The sequence below is a fragment of the Streptomyces sp. NPDC002623 genome, from assembly GCF_053592635.1.
Genome location: NZ_JBSFWB010000001.1, coordinates 270396 through 289593, shown reverse-complemented (window position 1 = coordinate 289593; position 19198 = coordinate 270396). Strand labels below are relative to the sequence as shown.

Genomic DNA, 19198 nt, shown 5'->3' with positions numbered 1-19198 from the left:
CAACGGCCGAGGTGGTCCGGACGGGACGGCGAGGACAACGGCCGAGGTGGTCCGGACGGGACGGCGAGGACAACGGCCGAGGTGGTCCGGACGGGACGGCGAGGACAACGGCCGAGGTGGTCCGGACGGGGACTGTGAGGGTGTCGGCCGCCGACTTGGTCGGGACGGGGCGGCGAGGGCCCGCTGACCCAGGCCGGCGCGGTGCGGGCAAGGCGGGGCAGCGAGGGTGCGGACAGAGCGGCGAGAGCGCGGGCCGCGTGGTCCGGACAGGACGGCGAGGGTGCGGGCGGCATGGCCTTGCGTCGATGCCGTGCGGGGGCGGGCCGGTGGGCGAGGCGGGTGGGCGAAGGGGCGCGGAGGAGCGCTGAGGATCTCGGGAGCGCGAATGGCACGCCGTGCTGCGCGGCGGTCCGGCGCTGGGGGCCCACCGGGACGGCCGGGGCCGCGGCCGCATGGGCCGCGGGGGGAGCGGGCGCGGGGGGGGGAGCGGGCGAAGACCCCGGCCGAAGTCCGCCCGGACTCGGCCGAGTCCGGGCGGACTTCCGAGTCGCCCCACGCCGCTCGCCCCACACCCGTAGGGCCGGGGCCCGGCCTCGTCCGCCGTGCCTCCGCGGCACACTCGACGTGTGCCGCCGACCCCCGACGCGTCGCTACTTCATCGCCCCCGCGGTCAAACCCTGCACGACCTGGCGCTGGAAGACGATGTACGCGGCCAGCACCGGCAGCATCGCCATCACCAGGCCCGCGAACAGGCCCGACCAGTCGCCCTTGTAGCCCTGACTGACCGCCAGCTGGACCAGGCCCTGGGTGAGGACGCGCTTGTCGGGGTCGGTGTTGAGGACCGTGGGGAGCATGTACTGGTTCCACTGGCCGAGGAAGTTGAAGATGCCGACGCTGATCAGGCCGGGCTTGGCCATCGGCAGCATGATCTGGAAGAACGTACGGCTGTGCGAGGCGCCGTCCACGAAGGCCGCCTCCGCCACCGACGTGGGCAGCGTGCGGAAGAAGGCCGTCAGGAAGAACACCGTGAACGGCAGCGAGTAGGCGATGTAGACGAGGATCAGGCCGTGGATGGTGTTGAGCAGCCCCATGTTGTTCACGACGTAGAACAGCGGGACCAGCGCCAGCATGATCGGAAAGCTCATGCCGCCGATGAAGAGGAAGTAGATGAACCGGTTACCGGGGAAGTCGAAGCGGGCCAGGACGTAGGCCGCCATGGAGCCCAGGACCAGCGTGCCGATGAGTGAACCGCCCACCACCAGAACGGTGTTGAGGAAGTAGTCGCTCATGTTGGCTTCGGTCCAGGCCCGCGACCAGTTGTCGAAGTGCAGCTTGTCCGGCAGCGACCAGGGCGAGCCGAAGATGGAGCTGTCGTCCTTGAAAGAGGTCATCACCGCCCAGAGCAACGGCAGCACGACCATGATCGCCCAGACGATCAGGATGCCGTGGGAAAAGACGTTGAGGGCTTTTCCTTCCGTTTTCTTCTCCGGCTGCGGCTTTCCCGGGGACGGGTCGACCTTCGTGATGCGGACGCCGGAGCCTGACTCGGCCGGCAGGGGCGCGGGGGTTTCGGTCGTCTTCATCGTCAGTACTCCAGCCGCTCGCGCCGTCCGAGTCGCAGCACGACCGCGGCGAAGGCCAGCGTCACGATGAGCAGGGCGACGCCGATGGTGGTGGCGTAGGCGGCCTGCCCGTCACGGAACGCCTTCTGGTACACGTACAGGACCATGACGGTGGTCGAGTAGTCGGGGCCGCCCGGCCCGGTCGTCATGATCTGCACGACCGCGAACGACTCCGCGCCGAGCGCGAGAATGCCCATGTAGACCCAGCCCGACTGCACGGTGTCCCAGAGCAGCGGCAGGGTGATGCGGAAGAACGTCGCGGCCCGGCTCGCGCCGTCCAGCAGCGCGGCCTCGTACAGATCGGCCGGGATGGAGGCCATGCCCGCCGAGAACAGGACGACGAAGAAACCGACCGTCGACCAGACGAGCACCGCCATCACGCACCACAGTGCGAGGTCCGGGTCGCCGAGCCAGAGGGGCTGGATGGCGTCCAGCCCGATCCCCCGCAGAAACGAGTTGATCGCACCGCTGTCCGGGTTGTACGCGAAGGCGAACAACAGCGCGACGATGGCGATCGAGAGCACTTGCGGAAAGAAGTAGACGATCTTGTAGAAGGAAGAGCCCCGGACGCCGGAGATCGCCGGGCCGCCCTTCCTTCTCCGTCCACCGACATTGATCATGAAGGCGAAGAACAGCGCCAGACTGATCGTCACCAGCGGCAGCACGAGCGCGAACATCAAGCTGTGCTGCAAGGACTTCCAGAAGATCTCGTCGTCCAGCATCCTCCGGTAATTGTCCAGGCCGACCATCTTGAATTCGGGGCTGAGACCGGTCCAGTCCGTGAACGAGTAGTAGATGGACTGGATGAACGGCCACACCACGAAGAGCGCGTACAGTCCCAGGGGCAGCGCCAGGAACCCCACGATGAACCGGTACTTGCCGTGCTGCATCACCACTCCGGTGCTTATGTCGCTGCTTCGCCTGCTTATGGCCGCTTCGCCGTGATTCTCGCCGTCACTGGTGTTTGTAATGCTTGATCGTCGAATCGTTGGCCGCCTCGTCGGCGTATCCCTGGATCTTCTTGATCGCCTCGGCCGGGGTGAGCCGGCCCGCCATCATCTCGCCGAGACCGGAAACACCGATCTTCTCTTTCTGCAGCTGGACGTACCAGTCCTGCATACGCGGATTCACCACGTTGTCGCCGGCCTTGTCCAGCGCGGCGACGCCCGACTTCAGGCCCGGGGTGAGCGTGATGCCGTCCGTGCCGCCGTTGTACGCGGTCAGCGACTTGACCTTGGAGGTGAAGTTCCTCGAGGACGCCTCGCTGAGCATGATGCGCAGTTGTTCCATGCCGCCCGGCGCGTTCTTCGCCTTGGCCGGGATGACGAACGGCTCGCCGCCGGAGGCCCAGATGGTGCCGAAGGGCATCTTGTCGGAGGAGTCGATGCCGGTGGGCGCGGAAACGGCCAGATCGAAGTCCTTCGGGATGACGTTCGCCGACTCGTTCTCCACCCAGGAGCCGTTGGGGATGAACAGGGCCTTGCCCTTGGCCCACGCGGTCTGCGACTGGATGTGGTCCAGGCCCGGGGTGCCCTGGAGGATGTAACCCTTCTTGTAAAGCTCGTAGTAGGCGTCGAAACACGCCTTCACCGCAGGGTGTTTCCAGGCGTTCGGCTCCAGGTTGTCGATGGCGTCGAGGACCTCACGGCCGCCCACCTTGCCGATCATCGGGTACAGCGAGAAGGGGATGTAGTAGGGGTATTTGCCCGCATAGGTCCAGCCTGCCATGCCCTTCTTCTTGGCCTTCTCGCAGACCGCGAGCATCTCGTCCCAGGTCTCCGGGTACGTGGCATCGAGCGAGTCCAGGGCCTTCTGCGAGTACCAGACGCCGTAAACGGTATAGGCGTAGTACATGATCCAGACCGGGTCGCCGTCGAACTGGCCCATCTCGACGATGCCGGGGCGCAGCGTGTCGCGGACCTTCTTGTTCGGGTCGTCGTAGGAGGCGGCGTCGAGGAGCGGGGTGAGGTCGGCCAGCTGGCTCTTGCCGACCAGGACGCCCATGTCCATCTGCTCGGCGCCGGAGTTGTCGATCAGGTCCGGCGGGGTGCCCTGGTTGAAACGGGGCTGCAGCGTCGACTGGATCTTCTGGGTGGCCGAAAACTTGACCTTCGCCTTCGGGAAGCTCTTCTCGTAGATCTTCACGGCGTCCTCGGCGTACTCCTTGCCGAAACCGCCGTCGAACAGGACGAATTCCAGCTGGGCGGTTTCGTTGACCGCGAGCGGGTTCTTCGCGGTCTTCTTCCCGGCCGCGGCCTTGTCCTCGTCGCCCCCGCCACTGCTGGCGCAGGCAGACAGAAAGCCCATCGTGGGGACGGAGATCAGGCCCAGTGCCGCCGACCTCTTGATCAGGTCTCTGCGGCCGACACCAGCGGAGCCGTTGTTCTCAGAGCCGTTGTTCTCGGTGTGGGATCCCATGCTCAAGTCCTCGCCTTCTCCAGGACTCAGGCGGTGCACCGGATCCTTCCCGGCACCGCGGTCAGGTCAAGCAGGGTCGTGCGGATCACGTGGTTCGACGGTTACGACGATCTCGGCGGACGGATGTATCGACGCTTCGACGATGAATTGCCGACAGGTATAGTCCACTCCTGGTCGACGGAGCAAGATCGAATGCAAGGTTGGCCGTTGGTCTTTTCCGAGTTGAGACCTCCCGGAAATATGAAGGACCGGTGGGCACCTTGCCGGAAAATTGCATGACATGAGCCCCGTCTGGCGCAATCAACATCCTTGACATCACTGTCCACTTGGCTCCCTACTGATTCCTGCGCAACCAGGAGGACAACGTTGTCCGAGGCGTTGTCGGCGCGCGGGGAGGGTGCTCACGCATGCAGCGGTTCGGACGGTTGCGGGCGGCCGGGGTCACGGCTGCTCTGATCATGACGGTCGGCACAGCGGAAACAGCGGTGGCGCTGCCGTCGCCGGTCCCCTTCCCCGGCCGGGGCTTCGCCTCGTCCTTCGAAGCCGGCCAACGAGCCCCCGACTGGCTGAGCACGGTCGACACCACGCCCGGCGGCGGCAAGCGCGCCTCGGGGGTCGACGGCGGCTACGGCGGCGGGCTCCCGGGCGAGGTGACCGACCGGGTCACCGACGTCCGGGCGAGCGCGGAGAACGCGGCCGGCGGCGAGGTGAAGGACAACCTCGTCGACGGCGAGGCGAGCACCAAGTGGCTGACGTTCGCCGCCACCGGGTGGGTGGAGTTCGATCTCGAGGAACCTGTGCGCGTAAGCGCTTACGCGCTCACCTCCGCCAATGACTTCGCCGAGCGCGACCCGGCCGACTGGACGCTGTCGGGCTCGACGGACGGCACCGCCTGGACACCCCTGGACACCCGCTCCGGGGAGTCCTTCCCCGAGCGGTTCCAGACCCGCACGTACAGTGTCGCGGCCCCGGCCGAGTACCGGCACTACCGGCTGGAGGTCACCAAGAATCATGGTGCCGGGATCCTGCAGCTCGCCGACGTGCGGTTCGGCACGGGCGGGAGCGACGGGCCCGTTCCGCCGGACATGCTCACCGTCGTCGACCGCGGCCCGAGCGGCTCGCCGACCGCGAAGGCAGGCGCAGGTTTCACCGGGCGGCGGGCACTGCGCTACGCCGGCCGGCACACCGCTTCCGGCCGGGCGTACTCGTACAACAAGGTCTTCGACGTGAACGTCCGGGTGGGCTCGCGTACGCAGCTGGCGTACCGGATCTTCCCCTCGATGGCGGAAGGCGACCGGGACTACGCCGCCACAAACGTTTCCGTGGATCTGGCGTTCACGGACGGAACGTATCTGAGCGGCCTGGGGGCGAGCGATCAGTACGGCTTCCCGGTGTCGCCCCGCGGGCAAGGGGCCGCCAAGGTGCTGTACGTCAACCAGTGGAACGACGTGGTGTCGGGGATCGGGGCGGTGGCGGCCGGGAAGACGGTCGACCGCATCCTCGTGGCCTACGACTCCCCCGGCGGACCGGCCCGGTTCCGGGGCTGGGTGGACGACATCGCGCTGCGCACGGCCGCCCCGGAGGTGGAGAAGGCGCATCTGTCGGACTACGCGGTGACCACGCGCGGCACCAACTCCAGCGGAAGCTTCTCGCGCGGAAACACGTTTCCCGCGACAGCCGTGCCGCACGGCTTCAACTTCTGGACCCCGGTGACGAACGCGTCCTCGCTGGGCTGGCTGTACGACTACGCCCGCGCCAACAACGCGGACAACCTGCCGACGATCCAGGCGTTCAGCGCGAGTCACGAGCCGAGTCCGTGGATGGGCGACCGCCAGACGTTCCAGGTGATGCCGTCCGCCGCGGCCGGCGTTCCTGACACCGGCCGGACGGCCCGGGCGCTGCCGTTCCGGCACGCGAACGAAACCGCCCGCCCGTACTACTACGGAGTACGTTTCGAGAACGGTCTCACGGCGGAGATGGCACCGACCGACCACGCGGCCGCCCTGCGCTTCACCTACCCGGGTGCGGACGCGAGCGTCGTCTTCGACAACGTCACCGATCAGGCGGGGCTGACGCTCGACGAGGAAGCCGGAGTCGTAAGCGGTTACTCGGACGTGAAGTCGGGGCTGTCGACGGGAGCGACCCGGCTCTTCGTGTACGGGGAGTTCGACGCGCCGGTGACGGACGGGGCGTCGAGTGGGGTAAAGGGTTACCTACGTTTCGATGCGGGCGCCGACCGTACGGTCACCCTGCACCTGGCGACCTCGCTCATCAGCGTCGACCAGGCCCGTGACAACCTCCGCCAGGAGATCCCGGAGGGAACCGCTTTCGACACGGTCCGCTCGCGTGCCCAGCAGCAGTGGGACAAGCTCCTGGGCACGGTGGAGGTCGAGGGTGCGAGCCAGGATCAGCTGACCACGCTGTACTCCAGCCTCTACCGGCTGTATCTGTACCCCAACTCCGGTTTCGAGAAGGTCGGTTCGAAGCACCAGTACGCGTCGCCCTTCTCACCGATGCAGGGTCCCGACACTCCGACGCACACCGGCGCGAAGATCGTCGACGGCAAGGTGTATGTGAACAACGGTTTCTGGGACACCTATCGGACGACCTGGCCGGCCTACGCCCTGCTGACGCCCACTCAGGCAGGTGTGCTGACCGACGGCTTCGTGCAGCAGTACAAGGACGGCGGCTGGACGTCGCGCTGGTCCTCACCCGGCTACGCGGACCTGATGACCGGCACCTCGTCGGACGTGGCCTTCGCGGACGCGTTCGTCAAGGGCGTCGGCTTCGACGCGAAGGCGGCGTACGAGGCCGCCCTGAAGAACGCGACGGTCGTGCCTCCGGACTCGGGGGTGGGCCGCAAGGGCATGGCCACCTCTCCCTTCCTCGGCTACACGAGCACGGCCACGCACGAGGGCCTCTCGTGGGCGCTGGAGGGCTACCTCAACGACTACGGCATCGCCCGCATGGGCCAGGCCCTGTACCGGCAGACCGGCGAGAAGCGCTACCAGGAGGAGGCCGACTACTTCCTCAACCGCGCGCAGGGCTACGTCCACCTCTTCGACGCGAAGGCCGGGTTCTTCCAGGGGAAGGACGAGCAGGGCGGCTGGCGTGTGACCTCGGAGGACTACGACCCGCGCGTATGGGGCTACGACTACACCGAGACCAACGGCTGGGGCTACGCCTTCACCGCCCCGCAGGACAGCCGGGGTCTGGCCAACCTCTACGGCGGCCGCGACGGTCTGGCGAAGAAACTCGACAGCTACTTCGCCACCCCGGAAACCGCTTCCCCCGAGTTCGCGGGCTCGTACAACGGGGTCATCCATGAGATGACGGAGGCACGGGACGTGCGGATGGGCATGTACGGGCACTCCAACCAGGTCGCCCATCACGCGATCTATATGTACGACGCCGCCGGGCAGCCCTGGAAAGCCCAGGCCAAGTCCCGCGAGGTGCTCGCCCGGCTCTACACCGGCAGCGCGATCGGACAGGGCTATCACGGCGACGAGGACAACGGCGAACAGTCGGCCTGGTATCTGTTCTCCGCCCTCGGCTTCTACCCGCTGGTGATGGGCAGCGGCGAATACGCCGTCGGCTCACCGCTGTTCACCAAGGCGACCGTGCACCTGGAGAACGGCAAGGATCTGGTGGTGAAGGCCCCGAAGAACAGCGCGAAGAACGTCTATGTGCAGGGGCTGAAAGTCAACGGCCGTTCCTGGACGTCGACTTCGCTCCCCCACACGCTCCTGGCGAAGGGCGGCGTCCTGGAGTTCGACATGGGACCGCGACCGTCGGCCTGGGGAACCGGCAAGACGGCTGCTCCGGTCTCGATCACCCAGGACGACAAGGCACCGACACCACGCGAGGACGTGCTCAAGGGCGCGGGCGCACTGTTCGACGACACGTCGGCGACGCAGGAAACGGTTTCCGGGACACTCGACCTGCCGGTCGGCGCGGGTGCGAAGGCGGTGCAGTACACGCTGACGTCCGCCGATCACACGCAGGCTCCGGGAAGTTGGACCCTTCAGGGCTCCGCAGACGGACTGACGTGGACCGATCTGGACCGGCGCTCGGCGTCGAGCTCCGGGGACATGTTCCGATGGGACCGGCAGACACGGGTCTTCACGATCGCCCGGCCTGGCGCGTACGGGCACTACCGACTGGTCCTCGACAGCGAAGCGCGCCTGGCGGAGGTCGAGCTGTTGTCATGATCTGGTAACCAACAGCGATGGCCTGGTGTACCGGGCGTCACCGGTGTTCCAAAATCATCAGGCTGCCCACAGGCGCGTCGGGCAGTCCGTGATGGAGGGGGAAAGCGGTTATGAGCATCATCAGACGGGTCACCGGACTGTTCGCGGGTGCGGCGCTGGGAGCGGGGGCCCTTCTCGCCACGGCGGCTCCGGCCCAGGCGTACAGCCCGAACCCGACGTTCCATGCGTACTACTACGACACCGACAACTGCCCGTGCAGCGGCGGCAACCTGACCGACCCGTTCGACAACACCTACTTCGCGAACGACGCCGGCGGCTACGCCGTGAAGCTGGAGTTGATCAACTCCGGCTCCTTCGTCGGCAAGGTGGAGTTCCATCCGAACGACGAGAAGCTGTGGGTGTACGACACCGCCAACGACAGCGACACCTTCTACGTCAAGGTGAGCTACACATCCGGGGGCACGAGCCACAGCCTGGGCACGTTCAGCCCGCCCGGGACCACGGCGGTGCTGGACTACGAGGTCGAGGACTTCGACATCCCGGAAGGCGCTTACGTCGACATTTCCGTGTACGACGACGCCGGGCTCACCGACCTCATCGGTGCCGCGCGCGGCACCGGAGCGGCCGTCGCCTAGAAGCTCGTCCGGCCATGCCCAGGGATCACGGCCGATCACGATCGACTACGAGCGGGCGGGTCCTGGGCAAGCCCGCACCGCTGGAGGGACCATGCCGATCACCGTGCCCGTCCTGCCCGAGGGGGTCGACCCCGCCTGGCTGCCGCCGGAAGCGTTCCGGCCGGTGGGGGCCCGGCGGACACTGATCCACGGCTCGGGGCCACTGGTGGACACGGTGCAGGGTGAACTGGCCTACGCTGGCGGGAAGTTCGGCGGAGAGGTCGTACGGGACGCCTCGGGTGCCCCGTACGACCTCGTGCTGCGTGTGGCCGGTGCCGCCGGGATCCCTGTTGAGGCCGGCGATCGCCACGACGTGAGCGATCTCGGGGATCTCGGTGATCTCGGTGATCTCGGGGATCTCGGTGACGAGGGCTTCGTCTTCGAGCGTTCCGGCGGAACGACCACGGTCACGGCATGCGGTCAACGCGGGCTGCTGTACGGGCTGTTCCACGTCGTGCGGCTCGGTGAGGACGCTTTCCGGGGTGCGCGGGAGCGCGAGGTGCACCGCCCTGCGACCGCATTGCGGATGCTGGACCACTGGGACAACGTGGCCGTGCATCCGGTCATGGGCCAGGTGGAGCGTGGGTACGCCGGCGGCTCGCTGTTCTGGCAGGACGGACAGGCCCGTGGGCGACTGGAGCGGGTACGGGCATACGGCAGGCTGCTCGCGGCCTGCGGGATCAACGCCGTGTCGGTCAACAACGTCAACGTGCACGCGACCGAGGCGCACCTCCTCACGGACCGCATCGACGAAGTCGCCCGGATCGCAGGGGCGTTGCGACCGTACGGGATCCGCACACATCTGTCGGTGACCTTCGCCGCGCCGATCGTGCTCGGCGGACTCTCCACCGCCGATCCGCTGGACGAGTCGGTGCGCGGCTGGTGGGCGGAGGCCGTGCGCGGGGTGTACTCGGCGATCCCCGACTTCGGCGGGTTCGTGGTGAAGGCCGACTCGGAGGGCCAGCCTGGCCCGTTCACCTACGGCCGTTCGCATGCGGACGGCGCGAACATGCTGGCCTCCGCTCTCGCCCCGTACAGCGGCACGGTCCATTGGCGGGCGTTCGTGTACGACCACCGCCAGGACTGGCGGGATCGTTCGACGGACCGGGCGCGGGCCGCCTACGACCATTTCGCCCCGCTGGACGGGGAGTTCGCCGCCAACGCGGTGCTCCAGGTGAAGCATGGGCCGATGGACTTCCAGGTACGCGAGCCGGTGTCACCGGTCCTCGGCGCGCTGCCGCGAACGCGGGTCGCCCTGGAGGTACAGGCGACGCAGGAGTACACCGGGCAGCAGCGGCACGTGTGTTGGCTCGGGCCGATGTGGAGCGAGGTGCTGCGCTTCCGGCCGGACGGCGAACAGGGCCCGGCGGTCGGCGAGTTGGCGCGCGGCGGGCTGGTGGCGGTGTCCAACGTGGGCGACGACCCGTTCTGGACCGGGCATCCGCTGGCCCAAGCGAACCTCTACACCTTCGGCCGACTCGCCTGGCAGCCGGACGCCGATGCGCGTCGGATCCTGGACGAGTGGATCGCGCTCACCTTCCCGTCCGCCCCCGAGCGGCTGGTCGAGGGGCTGCGCACGGTGCTGCACGGCTCCTGGCGAACGTACGAGAAGTACACCGCCCCGCTGGGCGTCGGCTTCATGGTGCAGCCGGGACATCACTACGGCCCCGGTGTCGACGGCTACGAGTACAGCCCCTGGGGGACGTACCACTTCGCGGACCGGGACGGCGTCGGCGTCGACCGCAGCGCGGTGACCGGCACCGGATACGCGGCGCAGTACGCCAAGGCATGGGCCGAGCTGTACGAGTCGCCCGACTCGTGCCCCGACGAGCTGCTGCTGTTCTTCCACCACGTGCCGTACGGGCATGTGCTGAGGAGTGGGAAAACGGTTGTCCAGCACATCTACGACACGCACTTCGAGGGCGTCGAGGAAGCAGAGGAGGCCCGCCGGGTGTGGGCGGGCCTCGCGGACCTGGTGGAACCGGCGTGGTATGCACGCGTGGCGGAACGGTACGAGGAGCAGGTGCGCAGCGCACGGGAGTGGCGGGACCAGGTGAACAGCTATTTCCTGCGCAAGTCCGGAGTCCCGGATGAGCAAGGGCGCACGATCTATTGAAGTCGCAGGACGGCCACGCCCAGCGGGTCCAGCGTCAGCGCCTCGCCCTGGTCGAGCCGTTTGCCGGTGACGAGGTCGGTGGCGGTGGCGTGAGCGGACAAGTGTGCCGGTCGGACGTCGTGATTGAGCAGGAAGAGGAGGCAGGCACCGTCGGGGGCGACGCGGGTGGCGGTCTCGACGGTGCGGTGGTCGGCGTAGGGGCCCACCAGATCGTGGCGGGCGAGGACGCGGCGCACGACATGGTCGACGCCGGGTTGGTCGAGGGCTGTCGCCACGTACCACGCTTCTCCCGCACCGAAGTCGTTGCGGGTCACGGCCGGGGTGCCCGCGTAGAAATCGGTACCGTAAACGGCGACAGCCTCGGCGCCGCGCAGCTGCACGATCTCGAAGACGAGACGCGCCTGAGCGGTGAGCTCCCCCAGTTCCACGGGCTGTACGACGTCTTCCGGCCGTGCGTCCCATTCGTCGACGCGGATGCCCATGAGGGGGGCGAGCGGGCCGGGGACGTCGGCGAGGAAAGCACGGTCGTGCTCATCGGACCGAGCAGTGAGAAACGTCGTGAGAACGGTTCCCCCACGTCGGGCCACCGCCTCCAGGCGGGCCGCCAGATCTCCCTTGACCAGGTGGAGCACCGGTGCGAGGACCACGTCGTACGCCGTGAGATCGGCGGTCACCGCCACGACGTCCACGTCCGCGCCGGCCTCGCGGGCGGCACGGTAGTAACTGTGCACGACGTCCGGGTAGCGGACCAGTCGCGAGGGGCCGTCGGAGATCTCCAGGGCCCACCAGCTGTCCCAGTCGAAGAGGAGAGCGATGCGGGCCGGGGTCCGGGCACCGAGGGTGACCGCGCCCAGCTCGCTCAACTCCCTTCCCAAGTGGGAGACTTCCGTGAAGACCCGGGTGTCGTCGCGGCCCTCGTGGCCGATGACCGCGCCGTGGTACTTCTCGCAGGCACCGCGTGAGGCACGCATCTGGAAGTACAGAGCTGCGTCCGCGCCATGGGCGATGGCCTGCCAGGTCGCCAGGCGGAGCTCACCGGGGCGGCGCAGGGGGTTGACGTCCCGGCAGGCGGTGGTCGACGGGGTCTGCTCCATCAGCCAGAACGGGGCACCGTCCTTGAGGCCGCGCATCAGGTCGTGGGCGAGAGCCGGACGGGTGGGCGGGGCGTCGAGGGGCGGGTAGTTGTCCCAGGAGGCGAAGTCGAGGTGGGGCGCCCAGCGGTGGTAGTCGAGCGGGCGGTAGGCGCCCATGAGGTTGGTGGTGACGGGCGTGTCCGGGTCGTGGACGCGGATGGCCTTCTTCTCCGCGATGAAGCAGCCGAGCAGGGCGTCGGTCATGAAGCGCTGGTAGTCGAGGGTGATGCCCTGGAAGGCGGTGTGGTCGGGGCCGCGCCAGTGCTCGGTGAGGGCGCTCGGCGGCTCGATCTCGTCCCAGTCGGTGTAGCGGTGCGACCAGAACGTCGTCCACCAGGCGTCGTTGAGGGCGTCGAGTGTGCCGTGCCGGTCGCGCAGCCAGACTCGGAATGCGTCGGCGCACAGGTCGCAGTAACAAGCGCCGCCGTACTCGTTGTTGATGTGCCAGGCCAGCAACGCCGGGTGTGCTGCGTATCGTTCGCCGAGGCGGTCGGCCAGGGCCGTGGACAGTCTGCGGTAAGCGGGCGAGCTGGGGCAGAAGTTGTGCCGTTGGCCGTAGCGGTGGCGGCGGCCCTCGAAGTCGGTGCGGTTGACCTCGGGGTACTTCTTCGCGAGCCAGGGCGGGAGTGCGGCGGTCGCGGTGGCGAGGCAGACCTGTCGGCCTTCGGCGGCGGCGCGGTCGAGGATGCCGTCGAGAACCGTGAAGTCGTAGACGTCCTCGGCGGGTTGGGTGAGCGACCAGATGAAGACTCCGACGGTGAGCGTGTCGATGCCGGCCTGGGTGAAGAGGCGGTGGTCCTCGTCCTGGAAGTCCTGCGGCCACTGTTCGGGGTTGTAGTCGCCGCCGTACGGGATCTTGCCGGTGCGCGGGAGTCGGCCGTCGTTTCCGGTGTCGGGCGCGGTCATGCGGTGAAGTCCTCCTGGGTCTCGACGATCACCGTGCGGCTCGACTGCAGCAGGGAAAGCAGCAGCGGTGCGGCCAGCAGAGCGGGCAGGGCCTCCGTCAGCAGGGCGGTCAGTCCGCCGGCCAGGACGAGCAGGGAGGCCGCGCCGAGGGTGGCGCCGCCTCGGCGGAGCAGGAAATACGCGGCGAGGCGGGCGGTGTCGCGGGCGCGGAACGTGAACAACGAGGTGAGGACGAGCGCGTGGGCCCCCCAGAGCAGGGAGGCCACACCGATGACCCCGAGGAGCACCGCCCACCAGCCGGGCAGTCCGGTCGCGGCGAAGTGGGTGAGGGTGAAGGCGATCACGGTCAGCCAGGCCAGCAGGGGCACCCAGAGCTTGAGTACGGGCAGGGCGTTGAGACGCCAGCCCCGCCCGTAGGCGCGGGCCGGGTGCAGGTCGGTGAGGTCGCGGCTGCGGTGGTGCAGGGCGTACAGCGCGGCGGAGGCTGCCGGACCGAGCGGCAGCAGGCAGAGGGCGGCCAGGGGGAGGTTGGCCGGGTCTGGGCCCACGAAGAGCAGACCGACGAGACCGGGGGCGGCCGTCGCCAGGAGCAGGGCCTCGACGATGAGGAGGGTGTGCAGGAGGGCGGCGACGCGGGAGAGCAGGCCGGTGCCGAATCCCACGGTGTCCACGGTGCTCATGAGAACTTCCTCTCCGCCGACCGGGTGCAGCGGTTGCAACGGTTGCAGCGGTTGCAGCGGCGGTAACGAGAGAAACCGGTTACGAGGCAGACCGCCTGGTTGCTCATGACGCTGTCCTGCCGAGCAGTCGTCGTTCGTCCCACCAGGGCGGGGTCTCGTCGGCGACCGGGGTGAGCTCGACGAGGGTGATCTCGTGGCGGGCCAGGGTGAGGTCCAGCTCGGCGCGGCCTTCCCGCACGGGCAGCCGCCGGTGGCTGCGGGCGGGCTCGGCGGCCTCGTGCAGGACGTCCAGCTGTCCGGGCTTCGGCGAGCGCGGGCTGCCCATGCGCCGCCAGGCGGTGTAGGCGTTTCCGTGCTCCTCGTCGACGGTGGACCGGCGGACGAAGACCTCTCGGGCCGCGACCGGAAGGGACAGGCGCAGTGTGTGCCGGTCGGGGCCGGGCGTCCGGCCGGTCGGGTCGACAGGTGCCCAGGCCAGGACCGTGACCCGGCCGTCGGGGTGGCGGGTGATCAGGTGGTCGTCGCCGCGGGCCAGCAGGTCGGGGCCCATGCGAGCCATGAAGGCGTACAGGTGGTAGGTCGGTTTCCTGATCTGCCGGTGGGTGAGCAGTCCGAATCCGCCGTGGAAGAGGGCTGTGGGGACACCGGTTTCCTCGAACATGTCGCTGAACGTCCAGTACGAGAACGAGTCGGCGTGGTCGCCGCCGTGCGCGAGCACCGGGGCCAGGTAGGCGGCGTGGAAAGCGGTGTCGTGGATGGGGTTGTCGGGACGGTAGGAGGAGTTGAACTCCGTGATGTGCACCGGCAGTTCGGCCAGCCGGGTGCCCTTGAGACGGTCGCGGGGCGTGGCGAACTGGTCGAGGAGGCCGAAGGCCGGGGCCAGCGTCTGGTGGACGCCGAACGGTACGTGCTGCGCGGGGCCTGATGTGTAGGCGTGCTTCGAGACGAAGTCGACGGGCACGTCCCGGTGTTCCGCGAACTCGGCGAACCTGTCCAGCCAGTCGTCGGCACCGGGGGAGATGGCCGGGCCCCCGACCTGGAGACCGGCGTCCACCTCTTTCACGGCGTGCGCGGTGACCTCGTACAGCCGGTGGTACGCCTGTTCGTCCGCGTCCTGCCAGAAGTCGATCAGGTTGGGCTCGTTCCACACCTCGATCGGCCAGCTGCGGACCTCGTCGAGGCCGTAGCGGTCGACGAGGTGGGCGAGGGTGGCGCGCACCAGGTCGGCCCACTCCCGGTGGGAACGGGGCGGGGTGACATTGCCGCGCCACCAGAAGACGGTCTGCGTTCCGGAGGCCAACTCGCTCGGCATGAAGCCGAGTTCGAGGAACGGGCGGAGGCCGGCGGCCAGATACGCGTCGACGACCTGGTCCACGTAGGTGAAGGAGTGGTGGATACGGCGCGCGCCCTCGTGGTCGTACGGGCGGTGTACACCCATGCCGTCGCTGAGCAGGCCGTGGCCGCGGATGTACCGGAAACCGATGTCGCGTTGAAGCACGGCGAGGGAGTCCTGGTAGTCGCGGCGCAGGGCGAGTTCGAGGCGGCCGGTGCCGACGCACAGCCGCCAGGCGTCGGAGAGCCGGCCCGTCGGGTCGGCGGGGACGCGGATCACCCGTTTTCCTTCTTGAAGCGTTCACGCGCCTTGTTGTGCAGGCCGACGAGCTGGTCCATGTTCTTGGCCTTCAGCTCGGTGACGTAGTCGTCCCATTCGGACAGTGGCCGCTTGCCGAGGGCGAACTTGAGCATGTTCTGGGTGACGTGGTCCCTGAGCGGGGTGTCCCAGAGCGAGGCCTGCTCCTGCTCCACGGACTGGAGCGGGTGGGCCGGGTCGATGGGCAGCTGTCGGCGCTGAGCCATCGCGTCCTGGAACTTCTTCTCGTCCGGGCTGAAGGAGGAGGAGACCAGTGCCCAGCTGCCGCCGTAGGTGAAGACGCCGTTGTAGAAACCGTAGTCCTTCTGCATGTCCTTCGGGGCGTCCGGATCGGAGCCCATGAGGCTGATGCCGGGTTCCAGCTTGTACTGGCCGTCGGTGTAGGTGTAGGTGGTTCCCTGGACACCCCATTTGGAGAATCGCTGGCCTTCGTCCGAGTACCAGAGCCAGTCGACGAACTGCATCATCGCCACGAAGGTGTCGCTCTTGAGGGCCTTGGTGGAGATCATGAGCCCGTTCTCCAGCCGGACGCCGCCCATCACCACCGGGCCGGCCGGGCCGAGCGGCACCGGCACCATCTCGATCTTTGCGCCCTTGACCTGCCTCTCCAGGTTGTAGCGGTAGTTCTGGACCAGTTCCTGCGGATTGGCGCTGATCGCGAAGGACTTCTCGCCCAGCAGTTTCTGCACCGCGTCGTCGTCGGTCTGGGTGAAGCTCTCCGGGTCCATGAGCTTCTCGGCGACCAGCTTTCTCAGGAACTCGACCATCTGCCGGTAACCCTCCGTGGCACCGGTGAAGACGAACTCCCCCGCCTTCGAGTCGAAGCTGATGTTGTCGTAGGTCCAGCCTGCCTTCACTCCGTAGGCCTGGCCCAGGTAGCTGAGCAACGCCGCTGCGGGGAAGGGGGTGTTGGTGCTCCAGCGGTCGGTGAAGGGGTAGCGGTCCGGGTATTCGGCCTTGATCGCCTTGAAGACGTCGTAGACCTGGTCCCAGGTGGTGGGCAGGCTCAGACCGAGCTTGTCGAGCACGTCCGTGCGGAAGGACATCGAGTAGCCGGACTTGGCCTTTTCGTGCAGACCGGGGAGGAGGTAGTACTTGCCGTCGGACTGCCGGATGGAGTCGATCTCCGGCTCCAGCTTCCATTTCTTGATCTTGTCCTGGAAGTTGGGCATCAGGTGCACGTACTCGCTGACCGGGAGGATCGCGCCCGACGACACGAAGGCGGCCTCCGACGGGTGGTACGTCTTGGGAATCAGGAACGGGGCGTCGCCCGAGCCGATGAGAACACTGCGCTTCTTCTCGTAGTCGCTGAGCGGGACGGCGATCGGCTTCAGGGTGATACCGGTGCGCCGGGTGAGTTCCTTCCAGAACAGCCAGCTGTCCTTCATCGGATAGTTCGGGCTGTTGTTGTGCAGAACGGAGAACGAAAGCGGTTTCGACGCTTTGAACTGCTGACCGGCGCGGTACTCCTTCATCGCTCCATTCTGCTTCTTGGAAAGGTCCTTGGAGTCCGAGTCCCCTCCGTCGTCGCCGCTGCCGCAGCCGGTGAGCGTGGCGAGGCCGATGAAGCCCGCGGCGGAAAGGATCTGGCGTCGTGACAGCTGACCTGCGTTCTTCACGGATACTCCCTTGTTCCGTAAGAGGTACGGCTCTCAGCCCTTGACCGCGCCGAGGGTCACGCCCGAGACGAAGTAGCGCTGGACGAACGGGTACACGCAGAGGATGGGCAGCGACGTCAGCACGATCGTGACCGCCTGGATGTTCGCTCCGACCTGACTGAGCTGCTCGACTCCGGCACCGGCGTTACCGCCCGTGGTGGCACCCGAGATGATGTTGCGCAGATAGACGGTGACCGGCATGAGCTCGGTCCGGTCCATGTAGAGGTACGCCGAGAACCAGGAGTTCCAGAAGGACACCGAGTAGAACAGCACCATGGTCGCGATGACCGCCTTGGACAGCGGCAGCACGATCCGCAGCAGGATGCCGTACGTGCTCAGCCCGTCGATCTCCGCGGCCTCCTCGAGCTCGGTCGGCAAGCCCTCGAAGAACGCCTTCATCACCAGCAGGTTGAAGACACTGATCGCGTTGGGCAGGGCGATCGCCCAGACGGAGTTCTTCAGACCGAGGCTGGTGACCAGGACGTAGTTGGGAATCAGTCCACCCGTGAAGAACATGGTGAACACGGCGACGCCGACGAGAACGCCCCGTCCCTTGAGGTTTCTTTTCGACAGGACGTAGGCGTAACAGGTCGTCAGCACCATGGCGACGACGGTGGACAAGACCGTGTAGAGCACGGTGTTTCCGTAGTTGCGCCAGAACATGGAGTCCTGGAAAACGATTCTGTAAGTGGTGAGATTGAACCCCTTCGGCAACAGGGTCACTTCACCGGCACGGATCTGGCGTTCGCCGCTGAAGGACCGGGCGACGATGTTGACGAAGGGATAGAGGGTCACCAGCACTACCAGGGTGAGGATCACGCCGTTGACGCCCTGGAAAACGCGGTACCCACGCGTGGGCTGGTTCACGGACGTGCGCGGACGCGGCGCACGGGAGGTCAGGAGGCTCACCACAGGCTCGTCCCCGTCGTGCGACGTGACAACTGGTTGGCGCTCGTGATCAGCACCAGGCCGATGATCGCTTCGAACAGGCCGATCGCTGCCGCGTAACTGAAGCTGTTGGACTCGACGCCGGCTCGGTAGAGATAGGTGGAGACCACGTCGGCCGTCGGATACGTCAACGGGTTGTACAGCAGCAGGACCTTCTCGAAACCGACCGCCATGAACGTGCCGATGTTGAGGATCAGCAGCGTGATCATGGTGGGGCGGATCCCGGGCAGGGCGACGTGCCAGATCTGCCGCCAGCGGTTCGCTCCGTCGATGCGGGCGGCCTCGTAGAGGTCTTCGTCGATCGTGGTGAGCGCGGCGAGGTAGAGGATCGTGCCCCAGCCGGCGGTCTGCCAGATCTCCGAGCCGACATAGACCGTGCGGAACCATCCGGGTTCCTGGATGAAGCGGATCGGATCCTGGCCGAGCCGGCCCAGGACGTGGTTGACCGGGCCGTCCGTGGCCAGCATCTGCATCGTGATGCCCGCGACGATCACGATCGACAGGAAATGCGGAAGGTACGAGATCGATTGCACGAACCGTTTCAGCGAACGTCGGCGTACCTCGTTGAGCAGCAGCGCCAGGACGACCGGTATGGGGAAACAGAACACCAGCGTCAGCGCACCGAGCCACAACGTGTTGCGGAAGACCTGCCAGAAGGTGGGGTCGGTCAGGAACATCCGCACATAGCGCAGCCCCACCCACTGCTCCCCCAGGATCGAACCTCCCGGTTCGAAGCGGCGGAAGGCGATCACATTGCCGATCATCGGCAGGTAACGGAAGACCAGGAAGAACAGCAGCGGCAGCACGGCCAGTGAGTACAGCTGCCAGTCCCGGCGCAGCGCACGCCGCCAGCTGCGGCGTACGACCGGCCGCGCGGGACCGTGCCGGGTCTTCGGCGGCGGGTCCTGGGTTCCTGCGGACGGGGCCGATGTGGTGGAGGTGCTCATCCTCTGGCCTCCCGGGGCGTTCTTCGAAACGCTCGACTCTCAGCGCGTCATCTCGAAACTTTCGTGCCCTTACCGGTAACTCTGCGGCAACGTAAGGGCACACGGAAAGCGCTGTCAATGGGTGCTGCACGGTGGACTGGTGGGACGTAGTGGGGCGTTGGAATCCCTCCCGGGCGGGGTAGAACGGGGAAGTCGAGTGCTACCGTCCTCCGCAAATTTCTGGATGATCTACGC

At 67.4% G+C, this 19198-nt stretch carries 12 protein-coding genes; 3 read left to right on the top strand and 9 right to left on the bottom strand.

The window, feature by feature from the left end:
* Positions 1-650 precede the first annotated feature (650 nt).
* From ACWD4O_RS01105 to ngcE, 3 genes are all read right to left on the bottom strand, one after another.
* A complete protein-coding gene (locus ACWD4O_RS01105; RefSeq protein ID WP_451276157.1) occupies positions 651-1583 on the bottom strand; it encodes a carbohydrate ABC transporter permease in 933 nt (310 codons plus the stop codon).
* A 2-nt stretch (positions 1584-1585) separates the two neighbouring features.
* Positions 1586-2512, bottom strand: a complete 927-nt coding sequence (locus ACWD4O_RS01100; RefSeq protein ID WP_451276155.1) for a carbohydrate ABC transporter permease — start codon at positions 2510-2512, stop codon at positions 1586-1588.
* A gap of 64 nt (positions 2513-2576) precedes the next feature.
* Positions 2577-4040, bottom strand: coding sequence for an N-acetylglucosamine/diacetylchitobiose ABC transporter substrate-binding protein (gene ngcE, locus ACWD4O_RS01095; RefSeq protein ID WP_451276153.1), 1464 nt, complete (start codon positions 4038-4040; stop codon positions 2577-2579).
* A 407-nt stretch (positions 4041-4447) separates the two neighbouring features.
* Between ngcE and ACWD4O_RS01090 the strand changes: the two genes are divergently transcribed.
* The 3 genes from ACWD4O_RS01090 (at position 4448) to ACWD4O_RS01080 (ending at position 11041) form a co-directional block, all read left to right on the top strand.
* Positions 4448-8251 (top strand): GH92 family glycosyl hydrolase, encoded by a 3804-nt coding sequence (locus tag ACWD4O_RS01090; protein WP_451276151.1) that lies wholly within the window; start codon positions 4448-4450, stop codon positions 8249-8251.
* Between the two features lie 110 nt (positions 8252-8361).
* The gene (locus ACWD4O_RS01085) at positions 8362-8886 is read left to right on the top strand and encodes a hypothetical protein (protein ID WP_451276149.1); all 525 of its coding nucleotides are present in this window, start codon (positions 8362-8364) and stop codon (positions 8884-8886) included.
* Positions 8887-8977: 91 nt separating this feature from the next.
* A complete protein-coding gene (locus tag ACWD4O_RS01080; protein WP_451276147.1) occupies positions 8978-11041 on the top strand; it encodes an alpha-glucuronidase in 2064 nt (687 codons plus the stop codon).
* Here the strand turns inward: ACWD4O_RS01080 and ACWD4O_RS01075 are convergent.
* From ACWD4O_RS01075 to ACWD4O_RS01050, 6 genes are all read right to left on the bottom strand, one after another.
* Positions 11035-13080 carry a beta-galactosidase gene (locus tag ACWD4O_RS01075; RefSeq protein WP_451276145.1) on the bottom strand — a complete coding sequence of 682 codons (2046 nt, stop codon included), beginning with the start codon at positions 13078-13080 and terminating at the stop codon, positions 11035-11037. The two genes, ACWD4O_RS01080 and ACWD4O_RS01075, sit on opposite strands and share 7 nt — an antisense overlap.
* Positions 13077-13760, bottom strand: coding sequence for a hypothetical protein (locus ACWD4O_RS01070; RefSeq protein ID WP_451276143.1), 684 nt, complete (start codon positions 13758-13760; stop codon positions 13077-13079). The genes ACWD4O_RS01075 and ACWD4O_RS01070 overlap by 4 nt, the downstream gene beginning before the upstream one ends.
* A gap of 103 nt (positions 13761-13863) precedes the next feature.
* Entirely contained in the window at positions 13864-15372 is a 1509-nt protein-coding gene (locus ACWD4O_RS01065; RefSeq protein WP_451276141.1) for a GH39 family glycosyl hydrolase, read from the bottom strand.
* Positions 15369-17030, bottom strand: a complete 1662-nt coding sequence (locus ACWD4O_RS01060) for an ABC transporter substrate-binding protein (protein ID WP_451276139.1) — start codon at positions 17028-17030, stop codon at positions 15369-15371. Before ACWD4O_RS01060 ends, ACWD4O_RS01065 begins: the two co-directional genes overlap by 4 nt.
* A gap of 33 nt (positions 17031-17063) precedes the next feature.
* The gene (locus tag ACWD4O_RS01055) at positions 17064-17978 is read right to left on the bottom strand and encodes a carbohydrate ABC transporter permease (RefSeq protein ID WP_451276137.1); all 915 of its coding nucleotides are present in this window, start codon (positions 17976-17978) and stop codon (positions 17064-17066) included.
* On the bottom strand, positions 17975-18964 hold the full coding sequence (locus ACWD4O_RS01050) for an ABC transporter permease (RefSeq protein WP_451276135.1): 990 nt from the start codon (positions 18962-18964) through the stop codon (positions 17975-17977). The genes ACWD4O_RS01055 and ACWD4O_RS01050 overlap by 4 nt, the downstream gene beginning before the upstream one ends.
* Between the last annotated feature and the right edge of the window lie 234 nt (positions 18965-19198).